19 protein-coding genes and 1 riboswitch are annotated in these 21027 nt (G+C 40.1%); of the genes, 11 read left to right on the top strand and 8 right to left on the bottom strand.

Going from position 1 to position 21027, the window contains the following annotated elements; translation table 11 throughout:
* Nucleotides 1-43 precede the first annotated feature (43 nt).
* From pepT to ACE1TH_RS14375, 7 genes are all read left to right on the top strand, one after another.
* Complete coding sequence (gene pepT, locus ACE1TH_RS14405) at nucleotides 44-1273, top strand: peptidase T (RefSeq protein ID WP_099303681.1); 1230 nt, start codon at nucleotides 44-46, stop codon at nucleotides 1271-1273.
* A gap of 16 nt (nucleotides 1274-1289) precedes the next feature.
* Nucleotides 1290-2141 (top strand): GNAT family N-acetyltransferase, encoded by an 852-nt coding sequence (locus ACE1TH_RS14400; protein ID WP_099303679.1) that lies wholly within the window; start codon nucleotides 1290-1292, stop codon nucleotides 2139-2141.
* 178 nt (nucleotides 2142-2319) lie between these two features.
* Nucleotides 2320-3987, top strand: coding sequence for an extracellular solute-binding protein (locus tag ACE1TH_RS14395; RefSeq protein WP_375079331.1), 1668 nt, complete (start codon nucleotides 2320-2322; stop codon nucleotides 3985-3987).
* Nucleotides 3988-4093: 106 nt separating this feature from the next.
* Nucleotides 4094-5827, top strand: a complete 1734-nt coding sequence (locus ACE1TH_RS14390) for a sensor histidine kinase (RefSeq protein ID WP_375079330.1) — start codon at nucleotides 4094-4096, stop codon at nucleotides 5825-5827.
* Nucleotides 5812-6996, top strand: coding sequence for a response regulator (locus ACE1TH_RS14385; protein WP_375079329.1), 1185 nt, complete (start codon nucleotides 5812-5814; stop codon nucleotides 6994-6996). The genes ACE1TH_RS14390 and ACE1TH_RS14385 overlap by 16 nt, the downstream gene beginning before the upstream one ends.
* 36 nt (nucleotides 6997-7032) lie before the next feature.
* Nucleotides 7033-7956 (top strand): ABC transporter permease, encoded by a 924-nt coding sequence (locus tag ACE1TH_RS14380; RefSeq protein ID WP_375079665.1) that lies wholly within the window; start codon nucleotides 7033-7035, stop codon nucleotides 7954-7956.
* An 11-nt stretch (nucleotides 7957-7967) separates the two neighbouring features.
* Nucleotides 7968-8849, top strand: coding sequence for a carbohydrate ABC transporter permease (locus tag ACE1TH_RS14375; RefSeq protein WP_099303671.1), 882 nt, complete (start codon nucleotides 7968-7970; stop codon nucleotides 8847-8849).
* A 71-nt stretch (nucleotides 8850-8920) separates the two neighbouring features.
* Here ACE1TH_RS14375 and ACE1TH_RS14370 read toward each other — a convergent pair whose 3' ends face one another.
* From ACE1TH_RS14370 to melA, 3 genes are all read right to left on the bottom strand, one after another.
* Nucleotides 8921-9154 carry a hypothetical protein gene (locus ACE1TH_RS14370; RefSeq protein ID WP_099303669.1) on the bottom strand — a complete coding sequence of 78 codons (234 nt, stop codon included), beginning with the start codon at nucleotides 9152-9154 and terminating at the stop codon, nucleotides 8921-8923.
* A gap of 3 nt (nucleotides 9155-9157) precedes the next feature.
* Complete coding sequence (locus tag ACE1TH_RS14365; protein WP_375079328.1) at nucleotides 9158-9730, bottom strand: sigma factor-like helix-turn-helix DNA-binding protein; 573 nt, start codon at nucleotides 9728-9730, stop codon at nucleotides 9158-9160.
* 201 nt (nucleotides 9731-9931) lie between these two features.
* The gene (melA, locus tag ACE1TH_RS14360; protein WP_375079327.1) at nucleotides 9932-11233 is read right to left on the bottom strand and encodes an alpha-glucosidase/alpha-galactosidase; all 1302 of its coding nucleotides are present in this window, start codon (nucleotides 11231-11233) and stop codon (nucleotides 9932-9934) included.
* 159 nt (nucleotides 11234-11392) lie between these two features.
* Here melA and ACE1TH_RS14355 point away from each other — a divergent pair, with 159 nt between their 5' ends.
* Entirely contained in the window at nucleotides 11393-12280 is an 888-nt protein-coding gene (locus ACE1TH_RS14355; protein ID WP_375079326.1) for a helix-turn-helix transcriptional regulator, read from the top strand.
* Nucleotides 12280-13899: a YndJ family protein gene (locus tag ACE1TH_RS14350; RefSeq protein ID WP_375079325.1), complete on the top strand. Its 1620-nt coding sequence runs from the start codon at nucleotides 12280-12282 to the stop codon at nucleotides 13897-13899. The genes ACE1TH_RS14355 and ACE1TH_RS14350 overlap by 1 nt, the downstream gene beginning before the upstream one ends.
* Here ACE1TH_RS14350 and fni read toward each other — a convergent pair.
* The 4 genes from fni to ACE1TH_RS14330 form a co-directional block, all read right to left on the bottom strand.
* Complete coding sequence (fni, locus tag ACE1TH_RS14345) at nucleotides 13866-14936, bottom strand: type 2 isopentenyl-diphosphate Delta-isomerase (protein WP_375079324.1); 1071 nt, start codon at nucleotides 14934-14936, stop codon at nucleotides 13866-13868. The genes ACE1TH_RS14350 and fni overlap by 34 nt on opposite strands.
* A 142-nt stretch (nucleotides 14937-15078) precedes the next feature.
* Nucleotides 15079-16449: a magnesium transporter gene (gene mgtE / locus ACE1TH_RS14340; RefSeq protein WP_099303657.1), complete on the bottom strand. Its 1371-nt coding sequence runs from the start codon at nucleotides 16447-16449 to the stop codon at nucleotides 15079-15081.
* A 195-nt stretch (nucleotides 16450-16644) separates the two neighbouring features.
* A riboswitch (M-box (ykoK) riboswitch) is annotated at nucleotides 16645-16812 on the bottom strand.
* Nucleotides 16813-16895: 83 nt separating this feature from the next.
* Nucleotides 16896-17573 carry a nitroreductase family protein gene (locus ACE1TH_RS14335; RefSeq protein ID WP_255223884.1) on the bottom strand — a complete coding sequence of 226 codons (678 nt, stop codon included), beginning with the start codon at nucleotides 17571-17573 and terminating at the stop codon, nucleotides 16896-16898.
* Nucleotides 17574-17762: 189 nt separating this feature from the next.
* Nucleotides 17763-18206, bottom strand: a complete 444-nt coding sequence (locus tag ACE1TH_RS14330; RefSeq protein WP_099303655.1) for a MarR family winged helix-turn-helix transcriptional regulator — start codon at nucleotides 18204-18206, stop codon at nucleotides 17763-17765.
* A gap of 195 nt (nucleotides 18207-18401) precedes the next feature.
* Between ACE1TH_RS14330 and ACE1TH_RS14325 the strand changes: the two genes are divergently transcribed.
* Nucleotides 18402-18758 carry a hypothetical protein gene (locus tag ACE1TH_RS14325; RefSeq protein WP_099303653.1) on the top strand — a complete coding sequence of 119 codons (357 nt, stop codon included), beginning with the start codon at nucleotides 18402-18404 and terminating at the stop codon, nucleotides 18756-18758.
* Nucleotides 18759-18782: 24 nt separating this feature from the next.
* On the opposite strand, the gene ACE1TH_RS14320 is transcribed toward ACE1TH_RS14325, so the two are convergent.
* On the bottom strand, nucleotides 18783-19289 hold the full coding sequence (locus tag ACE1TH_RS14320; RefSeq protein WP_099303651.1) for a GNAT family N-acetyltransferase: 507 nt from the start codon (nucleotides 19287-19289) through the stop codon (nucleotides 18783-18785).
* Nucleotides 19290-19746: 457 nt separating this feature from the next.
* On the opposite strand from ACE1TH_RS14320, the gene ACE1TH_RS14315 reads away from it, so the two are divergent.
* The gene (locus tag ACE1TH_RS14315; RefSeq protein ID WP_375079664.1) at nucleotides 19747-21027 is read left to right on the top strand and encodes an aspartate aminotransferase type Ic; all 1281 of its coding nucleotides are present in this window, start codon (nucleotides 19747-19749) and stop codon (nucleotides 21025-21027) included.

The following is a 21027-nucleotide window of genomic DNA, read 5'->3' as shown; positions in this document are numbered from 1 at the left end:
GAATTTGCTATAATAGGAGAAAAGCTTGAAAGGAAGTTAAAAAATGAAGCAGAAATTAATTGATCGTTTAACACGTTATGCGAAAATAGATACACAATCTTCAGAAGCGAGTAGTGTGGTTCCAACTACTAAAGGACAGCTTGAACTCGGACAAGTGCTTGTGGACGAATTGGTCGAGATAGGCATGACGGATGTCGAGATGGATGACAACGGTTATGTAATGGCAACCCTTGAAGCGAACACAGACAAAGATGTACCAACAATTGGTTTTCTTGCCCACGTCGATACGGCAACAGATTTTACAGGCAAAGGAGTTAATCCACTTGTCCATGAACAGTATGACGGCAACGATATCCCATTAAACGAAAGTGTGACGCTGTCTCCGAGTCAATTTCCAGAGCTGAAAAAGTACGTCGGTCATACGCTTATCACTACGGACGGGACGACTTTACTGGGTGCTGATGACAAAGCAGGCATTGCTGAAATTATGACGGCGATGGAATATTTAATCGATACTCCTTCAATAAAACATGGGAAGATTCGCGTTGCGTTCACGCCTGACGAAGAGATTGGCAGAGGACCTCATCACTTTGATGTTGAAGCATTTCATGCCGATTTTGCTTACACATTAGATGGTGGTCCGCTAGGCGAATTTCAATTTGAAAGCTTTAATGCAGCAGCTGCAAAAGTAAGTTTTCAAGGCGTAAGTACGCATCCTGGAACCGCAAAAAATAAAATGGTTAATGCGATGAAGCGAGCAATGGAGTTTCATGATCAATTACCTGCAGATGAAGCACCGGAGTTTACGGAAGGGTATGAAGGCTTTTATCATCTCTTATCGATGAATGGGGATACGGATTACGCCGAATTGCACTACATCATTCGCGATTTTGATCGAAAAGATTTTGCGAGTCGCAAAGCGAAGATGGAAGCGATTGTTAGACAGATGCAAGGGAAGCATGGCGAAGAAAATGTCTCGTTAGAAATGAGAGATCAGTATTACAATATGCGTGAAAAAATCGAACCGAAGCCAGAAATTGTAGATGTGGCACTTGATGCAATGAAAGCTTGTGAAATTGAACCGATTGTAGGGCCGATCCGAGGCGGAACAGATGGATCACAGCTTTCTTATAAAGGCTTACCTACACCAAATATTTTCACAGGTGGACAAAATTATCACGGTCGCTACGAATACATTTCTGTGGACGACATGGAAAAAGCGGTTCACGTGATCGCAAAAATTGTAGAGCTTGTAGAAGAGAGACAATCGTAACCTTAGGGGGGATAGCATGGAAGCGAACCCAATCAAAGACGTAGATGCTTTTTACGAAATGAGCACTGAGGTTTTATCGCATAACCTCAGTGAGAATAGTTTATTTCTTGGTATTTTGAAGCAAGCGCTTCGTGCAAAACATCGTCCCTATTTAATGGGTTGTTTAACAGTAAAAGAGGAGCCAATTGGTTTTTGTTTACAAACAATTCCTGAACAAGTTGTGTTAGCTTTCTCTAAGCCACTAAAAGAAGAAGCGGCAAATGTGTTTGCTCGTATGTTGAGTGCGTACCCAGTTACACGCTTTGTCGGCAAGAAAGAACCGACTCAAATGATTACAAATGCATTGGCGGCAATACGAAGCACAAAACCAGTCATTACGATGGACCAACAGCTTTATTCATTAGATTTGACGATGTTTAACCCTACTTATTCGGGGACGTTACGAAAAATGACGCGAATGGATACGGAAACGGTAGCGCAGTGGATTTACGCATTTGATAAAGAAACAAACCTTTCAGAAGCGAGACAAACGTTAGAAGAAGCGTATACGAGTGCTCGAATTCAATTTGAAAAAGGTGGTCTTCATCTATTCGTTGTAGATGGCGAGTGCGTGGCAATGGCGAACGCAACCCGTAAAATTGAGAAAACGGTAACGATTAATCTTGTGTATACTCCTGAACACTTGCGAAGAAGGGGCTATGCATCTAGTTGTGTAGCCGCTCTTTGCCAACAATGTAGAGAAGAAGGGTTTACTACGATTCTTCTTTATACGGATTTAGCGAACCCAACTTCGAATCATATTTACCAAGACATAGGCTTCAAAAAAATAAGTAAAGCAGTCGTCATTGAAGTGAAAAAGGTCGAATAACGGCCTTTTTTGCGTTTGACTACATTTTCCTCTCGATACGTAAAGAAAGTGATATAAATCTAAAAGAAGTGTTATATTAAAACGCTGAAAAACACGATATAGTAAAAATGAAAAGGCTTACAAGAGTTTTTTCGTTAAGTGTATTGATACGAATAGATGAAATAGAGGGGGAGCAAGTTTGAAAAGATATCATGCGATTGTCTTATCTAGTGTGGCTGTTGTAGCGCTTTCTGCTTGTAGTGACAATTCCAACGAAAAAGAGAGCACGGTTGACGCGGTGGCTTCGGCGGAAGAATTGCCAGAGCGTTTTGAAGAACCTGTGACATTGGATTTAATTAAACATGTTTCGGGCGATATTTTTTTCCGAGAAGGTGAAACGATTGAAGACAATGTGCACACGGAATGGGTAAAAGATACATTTAATGTTGATTTAAATTATATGTGGACGACAAGTGGACCTGGTGAAACATTTGAAACCAAATTGCAGCTCGAAATGTCTTCGAATCAAGACTTACCGTCGATTTTAGCTCTACGGAGTCATTTAACCCAGGATTTGATTGATTCAGGTCGTGTGATGGAAGTTGGCGATATTTTTGATAAATATGCATCACCAACATGGAAAGAAGCAATGGACGCAGATCCCCATGCATGGGACCCTTACACCCGGGAAGAAGGAAGGTTTGCGATTCCAATTTTAGATTATGAAATGAATGGTGATACAGTTTTGTTCATTCGACAAGATTGGATGGATGAACTCGATTTAGAAGCGCCTGATACATTAGACGATGTAGAAGCGATCATGGATGCATTTGTAAACGGTGACCCTACGGGAACAGGCGAGCAAGTTTATGGATTAGCTGCTGGTTTTGCCAATCAGCTTAATACGTGGATGTCGACGGTAGACTGGGTTTTTGGTGCCCATGGAGGCATGCCGAATCAATATAATCTAGCTGATGATGGAACGCTTGAAAATGGAGACATTCAGCCAGAAATTAAAGAGGGCTTAGAAACCCTTAAGCACTGGATGGATGAAGGGTATATGCACCCTGAATCTGGCCTTTGGGATGAAGGCAAAGCAGCCGAATTGTTTACTGCTGGTCGTGCCGGAATCATTGCTGGCCCACACTGGATGCCAGACTGGCCGTTAGCGGAACTACTGGAAAATGTAGAAGGAGCAGAGTACAAAGCGTATGATATCCCGACAGGTCCGGACGGACACAAAGGACGCTCAACAGGGATTACGTCACAAAACGGAGCCGTTATGTTCAATGAAAATGCAACAGAAGACGAGATTCAAGCCTTCTTTGTCTATCAAAATTATTTATTTGAACATTTCGCAAATCCAGATGAAGGAAGCGAATTTGAGTATGGATTTGCAGAAGGATACGACTATGTATTAGAAGATGGAGAGGTAAAATATGCGGACGCAGATATTCCTGGTGGACGAATCGACCCAGTTAAATATACGTTAACCTACGATGGTGCCCGCATTCCTAGCCTGTACATTAATGCATTAGCTGATTTTGCAAGAGGCGATGAACCAGAAACACCATTTGAACGAAAAGTACATTTGCAGTATCCAGAAGAAGCATGGGAAGGCGCTCGAATTGTTGTTGATAGTGCAGACGCTCAAATTCCTAGTATGTTTACAGGGAGACCAACAGAAACGATGGTCAGCCGTGGTGATGCTTTAGATACATTGCTTAGCGAAGGGTTCAATAAAATGATTTATGGCGAAACGTCCATTGATGAATTTGATAGCCTGATTGAACAATGGAAAAATCAAGGTGGCGATGATGTAGTCGCAGAAGTGAATGAATGGTTTGAGGTCGTGAATGCAAACTAATTCATATAGAAGGCAGCGTAAGAAGTAAGCGCTGTCTTTTTCTTGAGTTAAGTGTCCCATCTTCCTCTTTTATCGATTAAAATAACGCTTAAGAGGGAGGAGCGTTATGTTTAAACAACTAAGTTTATTTCACAAAATGGTCGTCAGCATGATTCTTTTACTTGTGCCAGTCGTTGCACTTTATACGTATTCAAATCTAGTTAGTGAGCGAGTTGTTCGTGAAGAAATTGATACACGAAACTTAAACCGATTGGACGTATCAATGAATCGAATTGAAGCTGATTTATGGCAAGTCTCACAATTTCTTGTTGCGTTAAGTATTGATCAAGACACGAGTCGATTGCGAACGATTGATTTATTAAGTCCTTATGAAGCGATAGAACTTCAGCAAGATATCCAGCAAACCCTTTTGCTTTACCAGCAGTTAAGTACATTTTTAGTTGATGTGACGATCTTTTTTCCTGATGGGGAGAGGCAACTTTCCACAATGAGTGCTTCGCCTGAAAGACCAGAAACATTGTCACGGTCATGGCGCTACGTTGCAGATGGCCAAGGCAATGATGCGGATCGTCCTTACTTTGTTCAACATGTGACAGACTCGGTTTATGAAGGCGAAAACGGTCAATCGGTTATCGTGGAAGCTCGAATTTATAGCGAAGCCGTAGAACACCAGCTAAAAGACTTAGAGCTAACGAATGATGGGTATTCGTTTTTGTATCACCCTGATTTTGAACCGATTAAACCTGCAGGCGCCACCAACGATGGGCCACTAAGTGAAGCGTTCACGTTACAAATGCATGAAGCGTCAAAAGGTACATACCGATTTGAATGGAATGAAGAGGATTATACATTATCCTACATTGCTTCGGACAGCTTAGATTGGGTACTTGTTGATCTTGTTCCTTTAGAGGAAGTCCTCAGTCCTATCGCAACAACTCGTGTTTGGTTTTACGTAACGGGAGGCGTATTGCTTTTATTAGGGGTTATGTCAGCTTGGCTATTATATACGCAAATTCATCGACCAATTGATAAGTTAAAAGATGCAATTTTGCAATTTAAAAGAGGTCACTATCAGACGCGAATGGCTGTACCTGACCAAAAGGAGTTTGCCATTGCAATGAGCGGATTTAATGAAATGGCGGATCAGATTCAAACATTAATAGAAGAGGTGTACGAAGAAAAAATTCGTTCGCAACAAGCGAGCTTAAAGCTATTGCAGGCTCAAATCGATCCCCGCTTTTTATACAACTGTCTCTTTTATATAAAAAATATGGCTAAAGTGAACAATACCGATGCAGTTGAGGCAATGTCTCTTCATTTAGGAGACTACTTTCGCTATAGAACAGAACTTGAGCAAGAGGAGACAACAATTAAAGAGGAGTTAAAGTTGGTTAATAATTTTTTAGCTATTCACGCTTTACGAAAAAGGAATCTCACTTATTCAATAGCTGTTTCAGAAGCGTGTCAACGTGCTCTTATACCACGATTGTTGATTCAACCAATTGTTGAGAACGCCATCGTTCATGGTGTTGCAAATTTAGAAAATGAGGCAATCATTACGATTTCTGGACACATGCAGCCAGACGGATGGCTTGTTGTTGTTGAAGATAATGGTCAGGATTTGACGCAAGAACGTATTTCTTCACTAAATTCATTTCTATATGCTGAGCAGGATTTAACAAATCATTATGGATTGCGAAACGTCCATCAGCGGTTGCGACATCGATTTGGAATGGAGTCTGGACTGAAGTTGGAACAGTCTTTGTTAGGGGGATTAAAAGTGACGATTGTTTGTGAAATAGATGATCAAAAGGAGGCGAAGTCGTGTACGAATTGTTAATTGTTGACGACGAAGAAGCGACGCTACAAGGATTAGCTAGTTTACATTGGGAACAATTGCAAATCAGCCGCGTTCACTGTGCCACTTCTGTTAAAAAAGCGTTTGACATTGTTTCTGCATGTTCAATTGATGTCATTGTAACCGATATTCGCATGCCCGGAAGATCAGGAATTGACTTGATTCAAGAGATGAATGAACGGCAGTGGGAGCAACAGCCGAAATGTATTCTACTATCTGGCTATTCTGAATTTAACTATGCACAAGCGGCGATCAAAGCGAGAGCAATCGATTATTTATTAAAACCAGTACATGATGAGGACTTAATAAAGGCTGTTCAGCAAGCATTGTTGGAAAGAATGAAGGAGAAAAAGGAGCAGTATGTGCAAGAGAAATCTGTAGAAACCATTAAAACGCATCTTACTCACATCAGTGAATCAATTTTTCAGCCTTGGCTTACAGGTGACAAAAGTGATGAAGCATTAAAAATTGAACTTCAACATTATGAAATTAACAACCGAGAAGATGTAAGAGCGATACCGATTACGGTGTTCCAAGATCATCAAAAACAAGATGAAGATCAGTTGCATAAGCGAATTCAACAGGAATTAACCTCCTCGTATATTTTATTACAGCACGATCCATCAAATATGTATGTACTTTATCCAATACATGACTGGGAACCGCTTGAGTTTGAAGTGAATGTGCACCGGGATATTTCATCTCTAAGAAAAGCATTAAAGAAAGAATTCTATCAAGGGGTTACGATCATAATCGGAGAACCTGTTCTGTTTTGGAAGCAAGCAAAACGCATGCTAACTAGGAATGATAACGAACTTATTGAAGAAGTGAGCCATGATGAAAGGTTGGCAATAAAAGTCAAAGAGTATATTCACTCATCATTTTTGAATCAGCCGACATTACAAGACGTTGCTAACGAATTATATCTAAATCCAGCTTATGTATCCAAACGGTTTAAAGAAGAAACTGGCGAAACATTTACAGACTATATCCATCGATTACGAATGAACCGAGCCGTTTCGTTATTGGCTGACACTAACTTGAAAGTAAGTGTCATTTCAAAAGAACTTGGCTACCAAAATGCATCTTATTTTATTCGTGTATTCAAAAAAGAATTCAATCAAACACCACATGAATTTAGAAAACGCTAAGGGGGAAGAAAGGTGGCTCAACCAAAGAGTGAAACAATTGTCCAAGTACCTAAAAAGAAAAAACAGGCTTGGAATATGAAGCGCAATTGGCCGCTTCATGTACTTGTCTTACCAGCCATTATCTTTGCAATCATCTTCAACTACATTCCACTTGCAGGCATTGTCATGGCTTTTCAAGATTTTAAACCATGGGAAGGGTTCTTAGGTTCACAGTGGGTTGGATTTGATAACTTTATTCGCATTTTTGAGTTTCAAGAAGGGCGGCAGGTGATTTGGAACACACTTGTGATTTCGACATTCAAAATCATCTTTCAGCTCGTCGTGCCAATTTTATTTGCGCTGTTGTTAAATGAAGTACGAATTATGGCTTATAAACGATCGATCCAAACACTTGTCTATTTACCGCATTTTCTATCTTGGGTGATTTTAGGTGGGATTTTACTAGATCTTCTATCTGTTGATGGCGGTCTAGTAAACCAATTTATTGGCTTTTTAGGAATGGACCCAATCTTCTTTTTAGGAGATAGTGATTGGTTTAGGGTGACGGTGATTGCGTCCGATGTTTGGAAGGATTTTGGCTTTTCAGCGATTATTTTTTTAGCGGCGCTTGCAGGTATTAATCCAAGTTTATATGAAGCTGCCATTGTAGACGGCGCGAATCGTTTTCAACAAGTGCTTTATATTACACTTCCAAGCTTATTACCGATAACCATTGTCGTAGCGACGTTAGCACTTGGAAATATTCTTAATGCAGGTTTTGACCAAATCTTTAACCTCTACAATCCACTCGTCTATGACAAAGGAGATATCATTGATACATATGTGTACCGACAAGGACTTCTTGGAGGAAACTTCAGTTATGCTACGGCGGTCGGCGCATTTAAATCGGTTATTGCCTTTATTCTTATTGTTACTGGTTATCGTCTGGCTTACAAATATGCAAATTATCGGATCTTTTAGGAGGGGTGGCCATGCACCATCGCAGTCGTTCATATAAAATTTTCTCCGTGTGCAACAACATCTTTCTACTGGCGTTAGGAATTATTTGTATCTTGCCGCTCGTCCACATTCTTGCTGTCTCGTTTAGTGCGTCAGCCCCGGCAAATGCAAATTTAGTTCGATTTCTTCCAATCGACTTTACGTTTGCAGCTTGGGAGCAAACCCTTGGAAACGCAAATTTCTTACGTGCGCTTTGGAATGGCGTATTTCGAACCGTGTTAGGAACGTTTATTAGCTTAGCCGTTGTGACGCTTGCTGCGTATGCACTATCTAAAGAAGACCATGAGTTTCGCGGGAGAAAATGGTATGTGTATTCTTTAATTTTCATCATGCTTTTTAACGGGGGATTGATTCCCACTTATATTTTGATTCAAAACCTTGGTATGATTAATACGATTTGGGCGCTCGTTCTGCCAGGTGCCGTTAATGTATTTAATATGATTTTACTATTAAACTTCTTCCGGACCGGTGTTCCGAAATCACTAGAAGAAGCCGCGTTAATAGATGGAGCGGGTCATTTTAGAATCTTGTTTAAAATTTATTTGCCCATTTCATTACCTGCTTTAGCTACAGTAGGTCTCTTCACAATGGTGGGTCAATGGAATTCGTGGTTTGATGGGTTGATTTATTTAACAGATACGACTAAATATCCGTTGTCGACCTTTTTACAAACCATTATTGTTCAAAACGATTTCTCTCAAATTAACGTAAATCCGGATGAAGTACGTGCTTTATCAGAACGAACCGTTCGTTCTGCGCAAATCTTTATTGGGGCTTTACCGATTATTTTGGTTTATCCCTTTTTACAAAAATATTTTGTGAAGGGGATTGTACTAGGGTCTGTAAAAGAATAAGCACAATGAATCGCTAGTCGTATCCTTTAAATGGTTTTGCCACACGTTCTAGCGATTCAAGCGCTTTACTCTCATTTTCGATGATTGATTAGATAGATTCCGAGGCTCTCTGCAACATCCTCATGGCCGCTAACAAAATCATAGTAACCAGGAGCATCAATATTTTGAATGACGTCCATTTTCTCAAAAATTTTCATTTTAATCTCTTGCTCTAAATCCTCTCGATTCGGTGGTGCCGTTTGGTAGAGGCTTTTTTTAATTTTCGGATGAAACTCTTTAAGTATCATTTCATAGTGTATGGACATGCTTCATTCCTCCTTAGGAATCGTGGGAATCTTTGATTTTAAGAGGGCAAGCGCCCTTTTTTTGTTATACGAAATTCGTTGCTCGGACATATCAAGAATAAGCGCAATTTCTTTATTTTGATAGCCGTAAAAATAGGAGTAAATCAGAATCGATTGCTGAAAGTTTTTAAGCGTCGTAAACGCTTTAGTCATTTGCTTGTTCGTAAATAGCTCTGTAATAGATCCTTCTTCATCGATGTGCTTTTCCACATCCGTCAAGACATCCCCAGCTTGTATCATTTGCAGGAATGAAGTGGAATCTTCAGTTTTTCCATCATCATCTAAAGAAAGAACAAGTGGTTGGTTTCTTATTCGTTTATCAAAATCGACGGAATAGCCTTTAATTAACTTACTAATATATTGAACGGTTTTCATTCTAGTGAAAAAGTGACGAAACGCGTCATCCAAAGCTTGACGATTCATTGGAGTAGGGTATCGTTGAGCCGTAAGAAAAAGCTGCTTATGGTCATCATCTTTTAGGAATCGTTCAATCATTAGTCGGACAGACTGTTTTCTCTTTTTAATGGAATCCTCCACATAAATGACCTCCTTCACCTCTAGTTCGTATAGAGAAAAGTTTTTTTGAAAATAAAAAAAAGCGAACATATTTTCGTATAAAAAATTATACAGAACAATTGTTCTCTTATCAAGCACGTCTCGATTGGGAAATGCCATTGATCATTTAATGAACATGAAAAAACCCACGTCCTCATTAAGGAAACGTGGGTGTGAAAAATATTAGTTATAGCTTGGTAAATAGTCTCCATGTGCCTCAATCAGATCATCGCATAAGGCAACAATGTCATCGATCGATAGTTCCGCTGATGTATGCGGGTCAAGCATCGCAGCATGATAAATATGGTCCCTCTTGCGTGTAATGGCTGCTTCAATGGTTAGGAGTTGAGTGTTAATGTTTGTACGATTCACCGCAGCAAGTTGTTCTGGGAGATTGCCGACATGGGTTGGCGTGACGCCAGAACGACCGGCGATACATTGAACTTCTACACATGCGTTTGTTGGTAAATTTGCTATTAAACCGCCTTGATTTAAGACGTTTCCACCGAATAAGAATGGTTGACCTGTTTCCATCGCTTCGAGGATGCGTGATCCGTATTCAATGGAACGATCATGGGTAATCGCTCCATTGTTGACGAGGGATTGTTTCATTTTTTCCCAACCTTCAATTTGGTTTACGCACCGTCTCGGATACTCATCTAAAGGAATATTAAAGCGTTCAATCAATTCTGGATATGCCGATTTAATAAAGTAAGGATGATACTCTGCATTATGCTCCGATGATTCTGTAAGGTAATAACCAAAGCGTTGCATTAACTCAAACCGCACCATGTCATGATGGGTTTCTTTGCTTTTTTCTTTTGCACGACGTTTAATTTCTGGGTACAAATCAACGCCATCCTTTGTCACTTCAAGCAACCAAGCAACATGATTAATGCCAGCAATTTTTTCTTGTATGCCAGTATGGTCCATATCTAAATGCTTAAAAAGGTCGCGGGTACAAACTTGCACACTATGACAAAGTCCGACGTTTTTTACATTTGTAAACCGTGATAATGTACCAGTAAGAGCTGCCATTGGATTCGTATAATTTAAGAACCAAGCGTCAGGCGCAACTTCTTCAATATCTTTGGCGATATCAAGCATAACCGGAATCGTTCGAAGTGAGCGAAAAAGGCCGCCAATTCCAATTGTATCGCCGATTGTTTGACGTAAGCCATATTTTTTGGGAATGTCAAAATCGATAACCGTACTAGGCTTGTATCCTCCGACTTGAATGGCATTGATGATGTAACTTGCTCCACGTAACGCTTCTTTCCGGTCTTCATATCTTTTTATCGTAACATTTGATTGTAGATTGTCTCTAAGTTGTGATAGAAGAGAGTAAGATTCTTGTAAGCGCGTGTGGTCGATATCAAACAAAGCGAATTCAAATCCTTGTAAAGCTTCAACGTGCATACAGTCTCCAAGCACATTTTTCGCAAAAATGGTACTACCGGCACCTATAAAGGTAATTTTCTTCATACGTCTCAACCTCCATGTGTTTATACTCTTAGTATAGTGAGGAAATGGGGAAAAGTAGTAGAAAATTGCTGTTAACTTTATGGAAATTATTGCGCTTACAAAGGAAGGTAGTCGGGTTGCGAATTCTTCGTTATACTAAAAAGGAGAGGAGGGGTCTAGGTGATTGATCAGTTTAGCAAAGCCTCATATGGCTTTCGTTTTCAAGAAAATCCATATCCATTTCAAGTGAATATCTGGAATATTGGTTGGGAAGTAGTCAACAACCCAAATTATTATTGGAACGGCAAAACAAGAATGGAAAAAGAAAAAATTGTGTTTCAATATACGTTGGCTGGACAAGGGGAATTAACGTATGATGATCGAGTTTTTCAAATTGGTGAACAGCAAGCCTTCTTTGTCGCCATCCCAAGCGATCACCAATACTATTATCCGAAAGAAGCAACTGCTGACTGGGAATTTATTTATATTACGTTAGAGGGACAAGAAGCGCTCAATATTCATCGTCATTTACTAGAAAAATATGGTCCTGTACTCTCGATTGAGCAAGAGGCAGCGCCAATCCGATTACTACTAAGACTCCTATCTGAAACACAAGCTGGAGACATTAATCATTCGTATATTGGTTCCCAGCGTGCATATGAATTTTTAATGACGTTGTTTCATTTTCTTGATGTTCCCGCGAGAAAAAAAGTGAAGCAGCCGATTGCTCAAGCCATTACGATCATGAAAGAAAATCTCGGGCAACCGATGGACCTGTCGTTTATTGCGCGCCATATTGGTCTATCAAAATACTATTTTATTAAGCAATTCAAGGAGGAGATGCAAATCACACCTATGCAATACTTATCAATTTTACGGATGAAAAAAGCAGCTTACCTTTTATCCAAAACAGACTTGACCGTTGCAGAAGTGGCTCATCAAGTAGGGATAGATGATGCCAATTATTTTACTAAACTATTTAAAAAGACGGTCGGGGTCTCTGCCAGCAAGTTTCGGAAAAATGAAGATGTTCACTTGATTAATTATGTTATTACGGAGTGGGAGTAATGCTGTATTATTTTCTACATAGTATGCTTTTTGTTTTCTGGGCGTTGTGGTTTCAACCTGGCGGAATTGATTTAGGATTAGGGTTTGCGGTCATGGTCATGGTGCCATTAACAGTAAATTTACTTATAGAAACGAATAAACAAACGCCTTACATAACACTGTTAACACGGTTCAAGCCATGGCTTGTCCTCTTTTCAATCGCAGGGTTGCTGTCTTTAAGTTTGGAACATACGATAGCGGCAACCGTTTTTTCTGTTCTATGGTTAATCGCTACGATCATCGTCGCTAGTTTTGGCTTTTTTCGCTTGTCTTTACAAGGGTTTCGCGATGCAGAAGAAGTCTTGCTTTTTGTTGGGTGTCTCTATTTGGCAATCGGAGGAGGTTGGTTTGTCTTATCGGCTCTTGAAGCAGGGCGCTTTCTTTCTTATAGTCAAACGATTATTGATCTTACGGCGATTCATTTTCATTATTCAGCGTTTGTATTGCCCATCGTAGCAGGGATGTTTGGACGTTGGTTAAAGCAGATTAACGTGAATATGGCTGGATTTGCAAGCTTGGCAGCTGGGTTACTTGCTGGTCCTTTTTTAGTGGCTATTGGTATTGAAGTTGGACCACCGCTCGAGCCAATTCTCGTATTAATTTATATTTGGTTTGTCATTTGGTTCGCATTAGCGGCAATTCGCTATAGCTTTCTTTTAAAAGGACTTAATAAGTATAGTCTTCTCGTTGCAATGGCGATTCTTATTGGGACGATGGTACTATCTTACTTATACAGTGCTGGCTTAGCTTGGGCTCCACAAAGGCTGTCGATTCCTGATATGGTGCGGTATCACGGGATGTCAAACGCATTTGGATTTGCGCTTTTATCGATAATCGTATGGTTGTCCGTTAAACCAAAGCAAGAAGTCGCTGAACACAAGTTTCCAAATCATTCGATACGAGGTCGCGCGTTTATTCAAGATCGATTGTTTACACATCTTCCTCTCATTCCTAAAAAAGAACTAATTGAAGATTGGGGTGCATATCGCCATGAGCAGTTTAATCCTGACCTTGTGAAGCCTGCGATTCGTTCTTTCCATGAACAAACGAGCCAATATCATTTAGAAGCGAACATTTCGTGGCATCGACCGTTTACGTTCGTTTTACCACTCATCTTACGGATAACGAAACATATGAAACAACTGTACTTACCGCCAGGTCTTGTGGCGATGAAAGGCGATACATACGAATATTCAGAGGAACAAACTACGGTTTGGGTTCGAAAACATGCAGATAGCCACGCACCTATTTTAACAGCGTATTATTCAAGCTGGTTGGCTGAAAAACGCTATAATTTTATTCAATTACCACTTCCAATTGGAGTGATGTCGGCGGTGCTACTCCCATTAAATGATGAAAAAGACGGACTTTATCTAGTGGGGAACCGTTACGACCGTTTCACCGGCGTCTATGTCTCCTTATGGAAGTGGACATGGAAGACGCCGCTACGGGAAATGTTTCATTTAATCGAGGATGAGGATGGATTAAAAGCAATTCATACTATTTCTGTTTTTCGTAAAAACATGCTAACCATTCAGTATCACATTTATAGAGCAGAAAAACAGGATGACGTACGTTGAGCAAACGCCTTCGTATCTATACCTCTTTCCGTTAACCAATGATGCGTCTCTCCTTTTATTAAAAGAGGGACGTTTTTTAAATCGGAGATCGAATGAACGTTTAAAGCAGTCATAATGTAGCGCAAGTCTTCGATGATTTGCTCCATACATGAAATAAGCGCATCGTAGCCCTTTGTTTGAAGCGTTTTGATGAGAAGCCCTGACATTCCTGCGACTGAAGCACCGAGCGAGAGTGCTTTTGCTATATCTAAGCTTGATGAAATGCCTCCTGATGCAATGAGCGGAATAGGCAGTCGTAATGATGTCGCTTCAATAAGCGCAGTAGGCGTTTCGATACCCCAGTTGTTAAAAAAAGATAGCGGTAGGTGTCGACGTGCGTTTTCAATTTGCGAAAAATTGGTCCCGCCGGCTCCACTCACATCAACTGCATGAACACCGACTTCGTAAAGTTGTTTCACCGCTTCCCGTGTCATGCCAAAGCCAACTTCTTTTGCGATAACAGGGACTGGACTCGCAGCGACGATGTCTTCTAAATGAGCGACTCGATTCGAAAAGTCTCGATCTCCCTCTGGCATCGCGAGTTCTTGAATGTGGTTAAAATGAATCTGTAGGGCATTTGCATCAATCATGTCAATGGCGCGCAATGCATCATCTACAGTAGCTTCGGCTCCTAGATTGGCTAAAAAGAACGTGTCTGGCGCAACATCGCGAATAATTCGGTATGTGTGTTCCTGTTGTTTTTCTTTTATAGCCGCCATTTGTGAGCCAACCGCCATTGGGATTTTAAAGTGCCGAGCTGCTTCAGCTAACTGTTGATTGATCCGGGTCGTTTTTTCGCCACCTCCACCAGTCATCGCATTAATAAGGAAAGGAGCTGAGATCGTTTGGTTTAAAAAAGTTGTTTCTAGTTTACAGTGATCAAACGTTGATGTTGCAAGGGTTTGGTGAATAAAATGGATGTCGTCAAAAGGGGAACGGGTGTGATGTTGTTGGATCGCTTCTTGGATATGATCTTGCTTACGCTGTTCTCTAGACATTTGTACTCCTTTTCCTTACATAATCTACTTTTTAATACTTGTTTGATTGCATTTAACCACAAAAAATCCTAATTTAGCAAGGATAAGCCTTTCTTATATAAAAACACGTCGAGCAATAAATGCCCGACGTGCTGTACGTTATTTATAAGAGTTGATCAAGAAGGGTCGTTGCGATCGTGAAATAAATCATTAAACTAATAATGTCATTGAGTGTTGTAATAAAAGGGCCTGATGCAACAGCAGGATCGATCTTTAATTTGTTAATTGCGACAGGAACCGTTGCGCCAATCACTGCAGCAACACTTAATGCAGCGAAGAGAGAGAAACCTACCGTAAATGCTAAAATAAAGTCACCGTTGTAAAAGACATAAATAATACCCATCAGTACGACCATACATACAATCCCAAGAATGACACCAGTACCAAGTTCACGTTTAACAGTTTTCCATACACCACCGCGATCAAATGATCCAGTCGCGATACCACGTACGGCAACAGCTAAAGATTGTGTCCCCGTGTTACCAGCGGTACCCATAATGAGCGGCATAAAGGCGGCGAGCAACACAACTTGTTCGAGCGTCGACTCAAATTGACCAATAATATTAGCGGTAATTAAGCCGAAGAACATTAGAAGAATTAACCATGGCGCTCGCTTACGTGCTGCTGTAACGGCAGTTAAGGAAAGATCTGTTGCCCCTCTTGTTGCAGCAAATTCATCAAAGTCCTCGGTTGTTTCTTCTTCTAATACATCGATGACGTCATCGACTGTAATGATTCCGACAAGTCGTCTTTCTGGTGTGACAACAGGTACAGCAAGGAAATCGTATTCTTTAATTAAGCGAGCGACATCTTCTTGGTCTTCATGCTCGCTAACAGATACCACTTGTGTACTCATGATTTCTTCGACCGTCATTTCTGGTGTAGCGATGATTAAGTCTCGTAACGAGACAACACCTGCTAGTTTTTGCTGTTGATCAACAACATAAAGATAGTAAATCGTTTCCGCATTAGGAGCGGATTCTCGAAGTTCGGCAATGACTTCTTTGGCAGATGATTCAACAGATAAGCGCACGAACTCTTTTGTCATAATGGCACCAGCTGTTTTAGGTGCGTAAGACATTAGTTCTTCGACTCGTTTTGCTTCTTCTAAGTCCATTGAACTTAAGATGTCATCTGCTCGATCAGAATCAATTTCAGCTAGAAAATCCGCTACATCATCGGCAGACATTGTATTGAACATGGAGACAGCATATTGATAGCTTAAGCCTTCAAAGACAATGAGTTGGTCTTCTAGTTCTAATCCTTCAAACAGGTCAGCGAATTCAGCTGGACTTAGAAAAAGCAACACTTGCTTTTGTTGTGGGCGTTCAATCTCATGAAAAAGTTCGACTTGGTCCGTAGGGTGCAACTCTAGAAATGTTTCGCGAAACGCTTTTAAGTTTCGAGACTCAAGGTGTTTAACAATTTCTTTTTTATATTCATTCCGTTTCCGGTCTGTTTTTAATTTATCCATCGTGATCTCCTCCTACTTTTTAGGAGAGAACCAAACAATTCGTGTGGAATGGCTCCCTTCCTATTTTTCTTAAGCCTATCCTCGGTTTGGGTAAACGATCCATCCCACACCACCACCTTTTAGAAAAATAAAAAACCGCCTCATGAACATGGAGGCGGTTTGAACGCATACTAAAAAAACATAACGTATCATCGAACTCTCCTCCATTCGTAGAGCTTTAGCACTGTGCGGCATAGGAAACGCAATCCAGCTACATTAAAAACCACCTTATGTCGATGGTTTCTGTTGACCCATTGGCGTCTTTGGACATTTTTGGGTAGCAGCGTATCTCCAGCACAGGAGCCTCACCTAACGAGGGCATATAATTTCTTGCAAACTTCACTTTACAATGCAAAGAGAAACTTGTCAAACCTTATTTTAAAGGGAACGAAAAAAGATTCGTATCATCACGAATCTTCAATCTTAAAGCGCGTATTCATAGGGCGAAACTCTTTTGCATTTGGATATTCGTGCGGTCTTCCGAACGGCATTTGTGCGCCGAGTTTCCAGCTTGATGGAAGGTTCCAAGTTCGTTTTACCTCATCGTCTATCATTGGGTTGTAGTGTTGAAGGGACGCACCAAAACCATTTGCTTCAAGAGATACCCAGATGGAGAATTGGAGCATACCTGCATATTGTTGCGCTATCGATTCTGTGTAAGAAGAGGAGAACGTTTCTTCATCTTCAAAGAAAAGAATGGTCCCATATGCATGTTCAAACATTTCAAGTTTCGCTTGTGTATCAACAAAATCACTGTAGTCCATGATGGAGCGTAATGTTTGACGTGTTTGTTGCCAAAACCGATCATGTTCATCATGAAGAAGCAAAACAATACGGCTTGATGGGGTATCTCTATAAAAAGGAATGGATTGCAAGTTTTGCTCAATTAACGCTTTAATTTCTTTATCAGATTGAACAGTATCTTTGCTTAATACATAAATCGATCGTCGATTTTCTATGGCTTGATAGAAATCGTCGTCTGCTTTTTCTGTACCTTCTTTTTGCATCCCAGGTGGAACTGGATTTTCCCATGTTGAATTATCTGTTTGTATATCTTTTTTAAACAAACGAGACCATTTACTCATATAAAATGATGACTCCTTTATCACTTTATTTTCTCTAACATTTCTCGTGATTATGCGCGAATAGGCTAGAAGAGGTGATGATGCCTAGAAGTGAATCGTTGTGTTACGTGAAGAGGAAGCGTATTTGTTTCTATCATAAAAGATTCAAGAGAGGAATACCAAAACATTTGCTTATAAAATGGGGAGTTCTTATTGTGTTGTTTCTTCTGCATGGAGGCCGACACGCTTCAAATAGTCGATTAACGCTTTTTTCTCATTTGCTTCAAGTGGTGAGAAAATTGAACTAAGTGCAGCTGCATGTTTAGGGAACACGGCATCCATCCAGTCCGTCCCTTTAGCAGTTATGGAAACAAACGTTACTCGACGATCCGTTGGACTAGGTTTCCGAACGACCATCTCTTTTTTTTCAAGCTTGTCAACTACGTAAGTAATGCTACTGCTTGCGATTAATACTTTTTGACCAATTTTCTGAACGGTTTGGTCTCCTTTGGAATAGAGGAGTTCAAGTACGGCAAACTCTGTCGGATTAAAACCGTGTTTCTTTATATCGAATTCTACATTTGTTTTAACAGATTGCATCGCTCTCGTTAAAACCGTAAATAGTTTTAATGAGTCTTGTTCGTCTGTTTTCATTAGAAATCACCTCGAATGCATTTATCTCGAATTTGAAATAATTGTAGCGTAAGAATCTATTCTTGTCAATGAGGCGTCCGAATAATTTTGTGAATTCATTGGAATATGCTGATATTTTCACTTGAAAGCTTTATACTAGAAAGTAGACACATAGAATAGTATAAATCTGCTTAAGAATTGAAAGGATGACATGACATGAGAGACGTATCAACAGTGAAAGAACAACGGAACATTCTTCGTGAGGAATTAGGCAAGTGTATTAATAAGGTAAAAGAAATGAAAGTAAACGAAGAGTCATTTAAGCAAATGGATCAACACGAGCAACAAGTATATATTTATTTAGATCGTACAATGCAGCGCTTACGTACGCAAATCAATGCGTTAGAATTCGTATTAAATGAAGACAGTCAATTGGCTGATCCTTATGCTGATCGTGCTGCAGAAAAATTAAATATTAATCGTAACAGCATTTTTGAGTCAAAACCAGCTGAAACAAAGAAGGAAGATGGCGACTACGATTTAGACATGACAAGAGTAGATAAGCAACACTAAAAAAGAGGGGAATCCCTCTTTTTTTTAATGGAGCTTTTTCTCGAATCCAATGAATTGCGCTTCTTTACCAGGAAATTGGAGTGTTCCAACTTTTGTATAGCCATATTTAGAAAAGAGTTGTTGAGCTTTTTCATTTAATGCGTACGTATCGATGTGCATCGCTTTTAATCCTTGTCGCTTACAGTGCTCTTCTGCATACGTAATTAGTGAAGCGGCAATTCCAGCTTTTCTCGTTTCCGGGTCGACTAATAGTCGATGAAATGTTCCGGCATGATCTTGAACGTCAGACCATGTTAATGATTCGCTGCGATATTCTGGTGCAAACGTCTGGTCAACGGTAATGGAGCCAACTACTGTTTCATCTTGTTCATACACAAATAGCGATCCTTCGGCAAGATCTTTTTCAAAGTGCTGAATGGTTGGGTACTGTTTGTCCCACTGGTCACTTCCTTCCGCATTCATTTTCTTTGTTGCGCGAATCGCCATTTCCTCAATTTTTTTTAAATCATGTGATGTTGCTTTACGAATCATCTATTTATCCCTCCAAAATGAACGTGTCTTTGGTTCATTCTCTTTAAATCATAATGAAAAATACCTTCATGTTTTTAGCATATTTTCAATATGAAACGCAACCATCTTGCACAAATTCAGAAAAGAAAAAAGCGCATGAATGATGTAAATTCTTCAGGAGTCCCTTTAAATGAGGAAACTTGCTTGCGACACATAATCTAGCTTAAACTAGATAAGGGAAACGAAAAAGAAGTCGTCTTTAGTCTTAACCTTAGTAAAGCGTTCAATTTCATAGTAGTTGATGCTAGTGAATGAAGGGGATCGGCTTACCCGGTCGTTCAACAAATAAGAACAAATTGGCATTGATGCTTTAAGCTCTCATAGTAGGTTATCCATGTTTTTGCCAATTTAACGAGGATGTTCGCTTTTTATGGGTTGCTCATTGAATAATGAAATTTATTTAGAGGAGAGAAAAATGTTGGCTAATCTAAAACAATTATCGTCTGAACACCTTCAACAACGATTAACAGAACTAAAAGAACAATTTGAAACGTATAAGCAAGCTAATATGACGTTAGATATGTCTCGGGGGAAGCCGAGCCCAGAACAACTTGATCTCTCAAATGAGATGCTATCAATTCTTGATCATCATGATCGAACTGCAGAGAATGGTGTGGACATTCGAAATTATGGTCAATTAGACGGTATTCCTGAAGCGAAATCTTGGTTTGCTTCCATTCTTCATGTAGAAGCATCACAAGTTATTGTTGGCGGCAATTCTAGTTTATCGATGATGCACGATACAGTGGCTCGTGGATTATTAAAGGGTGTTGAGGCAGAAGCAAAGCCGTGGTCATCATACGGACAAGTGAAGTTTTTATGTCCATCTCCAGGATACGATCGTCATTTTGCAATTTGTGAATTTCTAGGGATTGACATGATCCCAGTTTCGATGACAAATAAAGGGCCAGATATGGACGAAGTTGAAGCGCTTGTACGTGAAGATGAAACCATTAAAGGTATGTGGTGTGTACCAAAATATAGCAACCCTGAAGGCGTGACGTACTCAGACGACGTCGTAAAACGACTAGCGTCTATGGATACAAAAGCCGATGACTTCAGAATTTTTTGGGACAACGCGTATACGATTCATCATTTAACCGATCAACCAGATGAATTGGCTGATATTATGGCAGAAGCAAAAGCAGCAGGCCATCCAAATCGTGTGTACGTATTTGCTTCCACATCAAAAGTGACGTTCCCTGGCGCAGGCATTTCAGCGTTTGTATCGTCAGAAGACAACGTTGCTTTCACAAAAAAACAGCTTGGTTTTCAAACGATTGGCGCCGATAAAATTAATCAACTACGGCATGTTCGCTTTTTTGAACAACAAGGTGGCGTTGAGCCTTTAATGAAAAAGCATGCAGCAATTATTAAACCAAAGTTTGACCTTGTTATTGAAAAGCTTCAAGAAAAGCTAGGGGATAAAGGCATCGTCAACTGGACTGAACCAAATGGCGGGTACTTTATTAGCGTTAACACCGAGGAAGGGTGCGCAAAACGGATCGTCTCTCTTTGTAAGGAAGCAGGTCTCACGTTAACAGGAGCTGGTGCGACATTCCCATACGGAAAAGATCCACTTGATCGTAATATTCGGATCGCGCCAACCTTTCCAACTGTAGAGGAATTAAAACAAGCAATGGACGTTTTCTGTGATTGTGTAGAACTTGTTACAATTGAGCGATGGCAGTCCAATTAA

The sequence above is a fragment of the Shouchella sp. JSM 1781072 genome, from assembly GCF_041949915.1.
Taxonomy (GTDB): domain Bacteria; phylum Bacillota; class Bacilli; order Bacillales; family Bacillaceae_D; genus Shouchella.
The sequence above is the reverse complement of the archived record's forward strand: the minus strand, read 5'-3'. Positions and strand labels throughout refer to the sequence as shown.

Bases quoted from the DNA above. Each gene is read 5' to 3' on its own strand.
- ACE1TH_RS14335 (WP_255223884.1), bottom strand. From the start codon at position 17,573: ATGAGTAAATGGTCTCGTTTGTTTAAAAAAGATATACAAACAGATAAT.
- fni (WP_375079324.1), bottom strand. From the start codon at position 14,936: ATGTCTAGAGAACAGCGTAAGCAAGATCATATCCAAGAAGCGATCCAA.
- ACE1TH_RS14370 (WP_099303669.1), bottom strand. From the start codon at position 9,154: ATGTCCATACACTATGAAATGATACTTAAAGAGTTTCATCCGAAAATT.
- ACE1TH_RS14325 (WP_099303653.1), top strand. From the start codon at position 18,402: ATGAGAGACGTATCAACAGTGAAAGAACAACGGAACATTCTTCGTGAG.
- ACE1TH_RS14320 (WP_099303651.1), bottom strand. From the start codon at position 19,289: ATGATTCGTAAAGCAACATCACATGATTTAAAAAAAATTGAGGAAATG.
- mgtE (WP_099303657.1), bottom strand. From the start codon at position 16,449: ATGGATAAATTAAAAACAGACCGGAAACGGAATGAATATAAAAAAGAA.
- pepT (WP_099303681.1), top strand. From the start codon at position 44: ATGAAGCAGAAATTAATTGATCGTTTAACACGTTATGCGAAAATAGAT.
- ACE1TH_RS14350 (WP_375079325.1), top strand. From the start codon at position 12,280: ATGCTGTATTATTTTCTACATAGTATGCTTTTTGTTTTCTGGGCGTTG.
- melA (WP_375079327.1), bottom strand. From the start codon at position 11,233: ATGAAGAAAATTACCTTTATAGGTGCCGGTAGTACCATTTTTGCGAAA.
- ACE1TH_RS14375 (WP_099303671.1), top strand. From the start codon at position 7,968: ATGCACCATCGCAGTCGTTCATATAAAATTTTCTCCGTGTGCAACAAC.
- ACE1TH_RS14330 (WP_099303655.1), bottom strand. From the start codon at position 18,206: ATGAAAACAGACGAACAAGACTCATTAAAACTATTTACGGTTTTAACG.
- ACE1TH_RS14390 (WP_375079330.1), top strand. From the start codon at position 4,094: ATGTTTAAACAACTAAGTTTATTTCACAAAATGGTCGTCAGCATGATT.
- ACE1TH_RS14400 (WP_099303679.1), top strand. From the start codon at position 1,290: ATGGAAGCGAACCCAATCAAAGACGTAGATGCTTTTTACGAAATGAGC.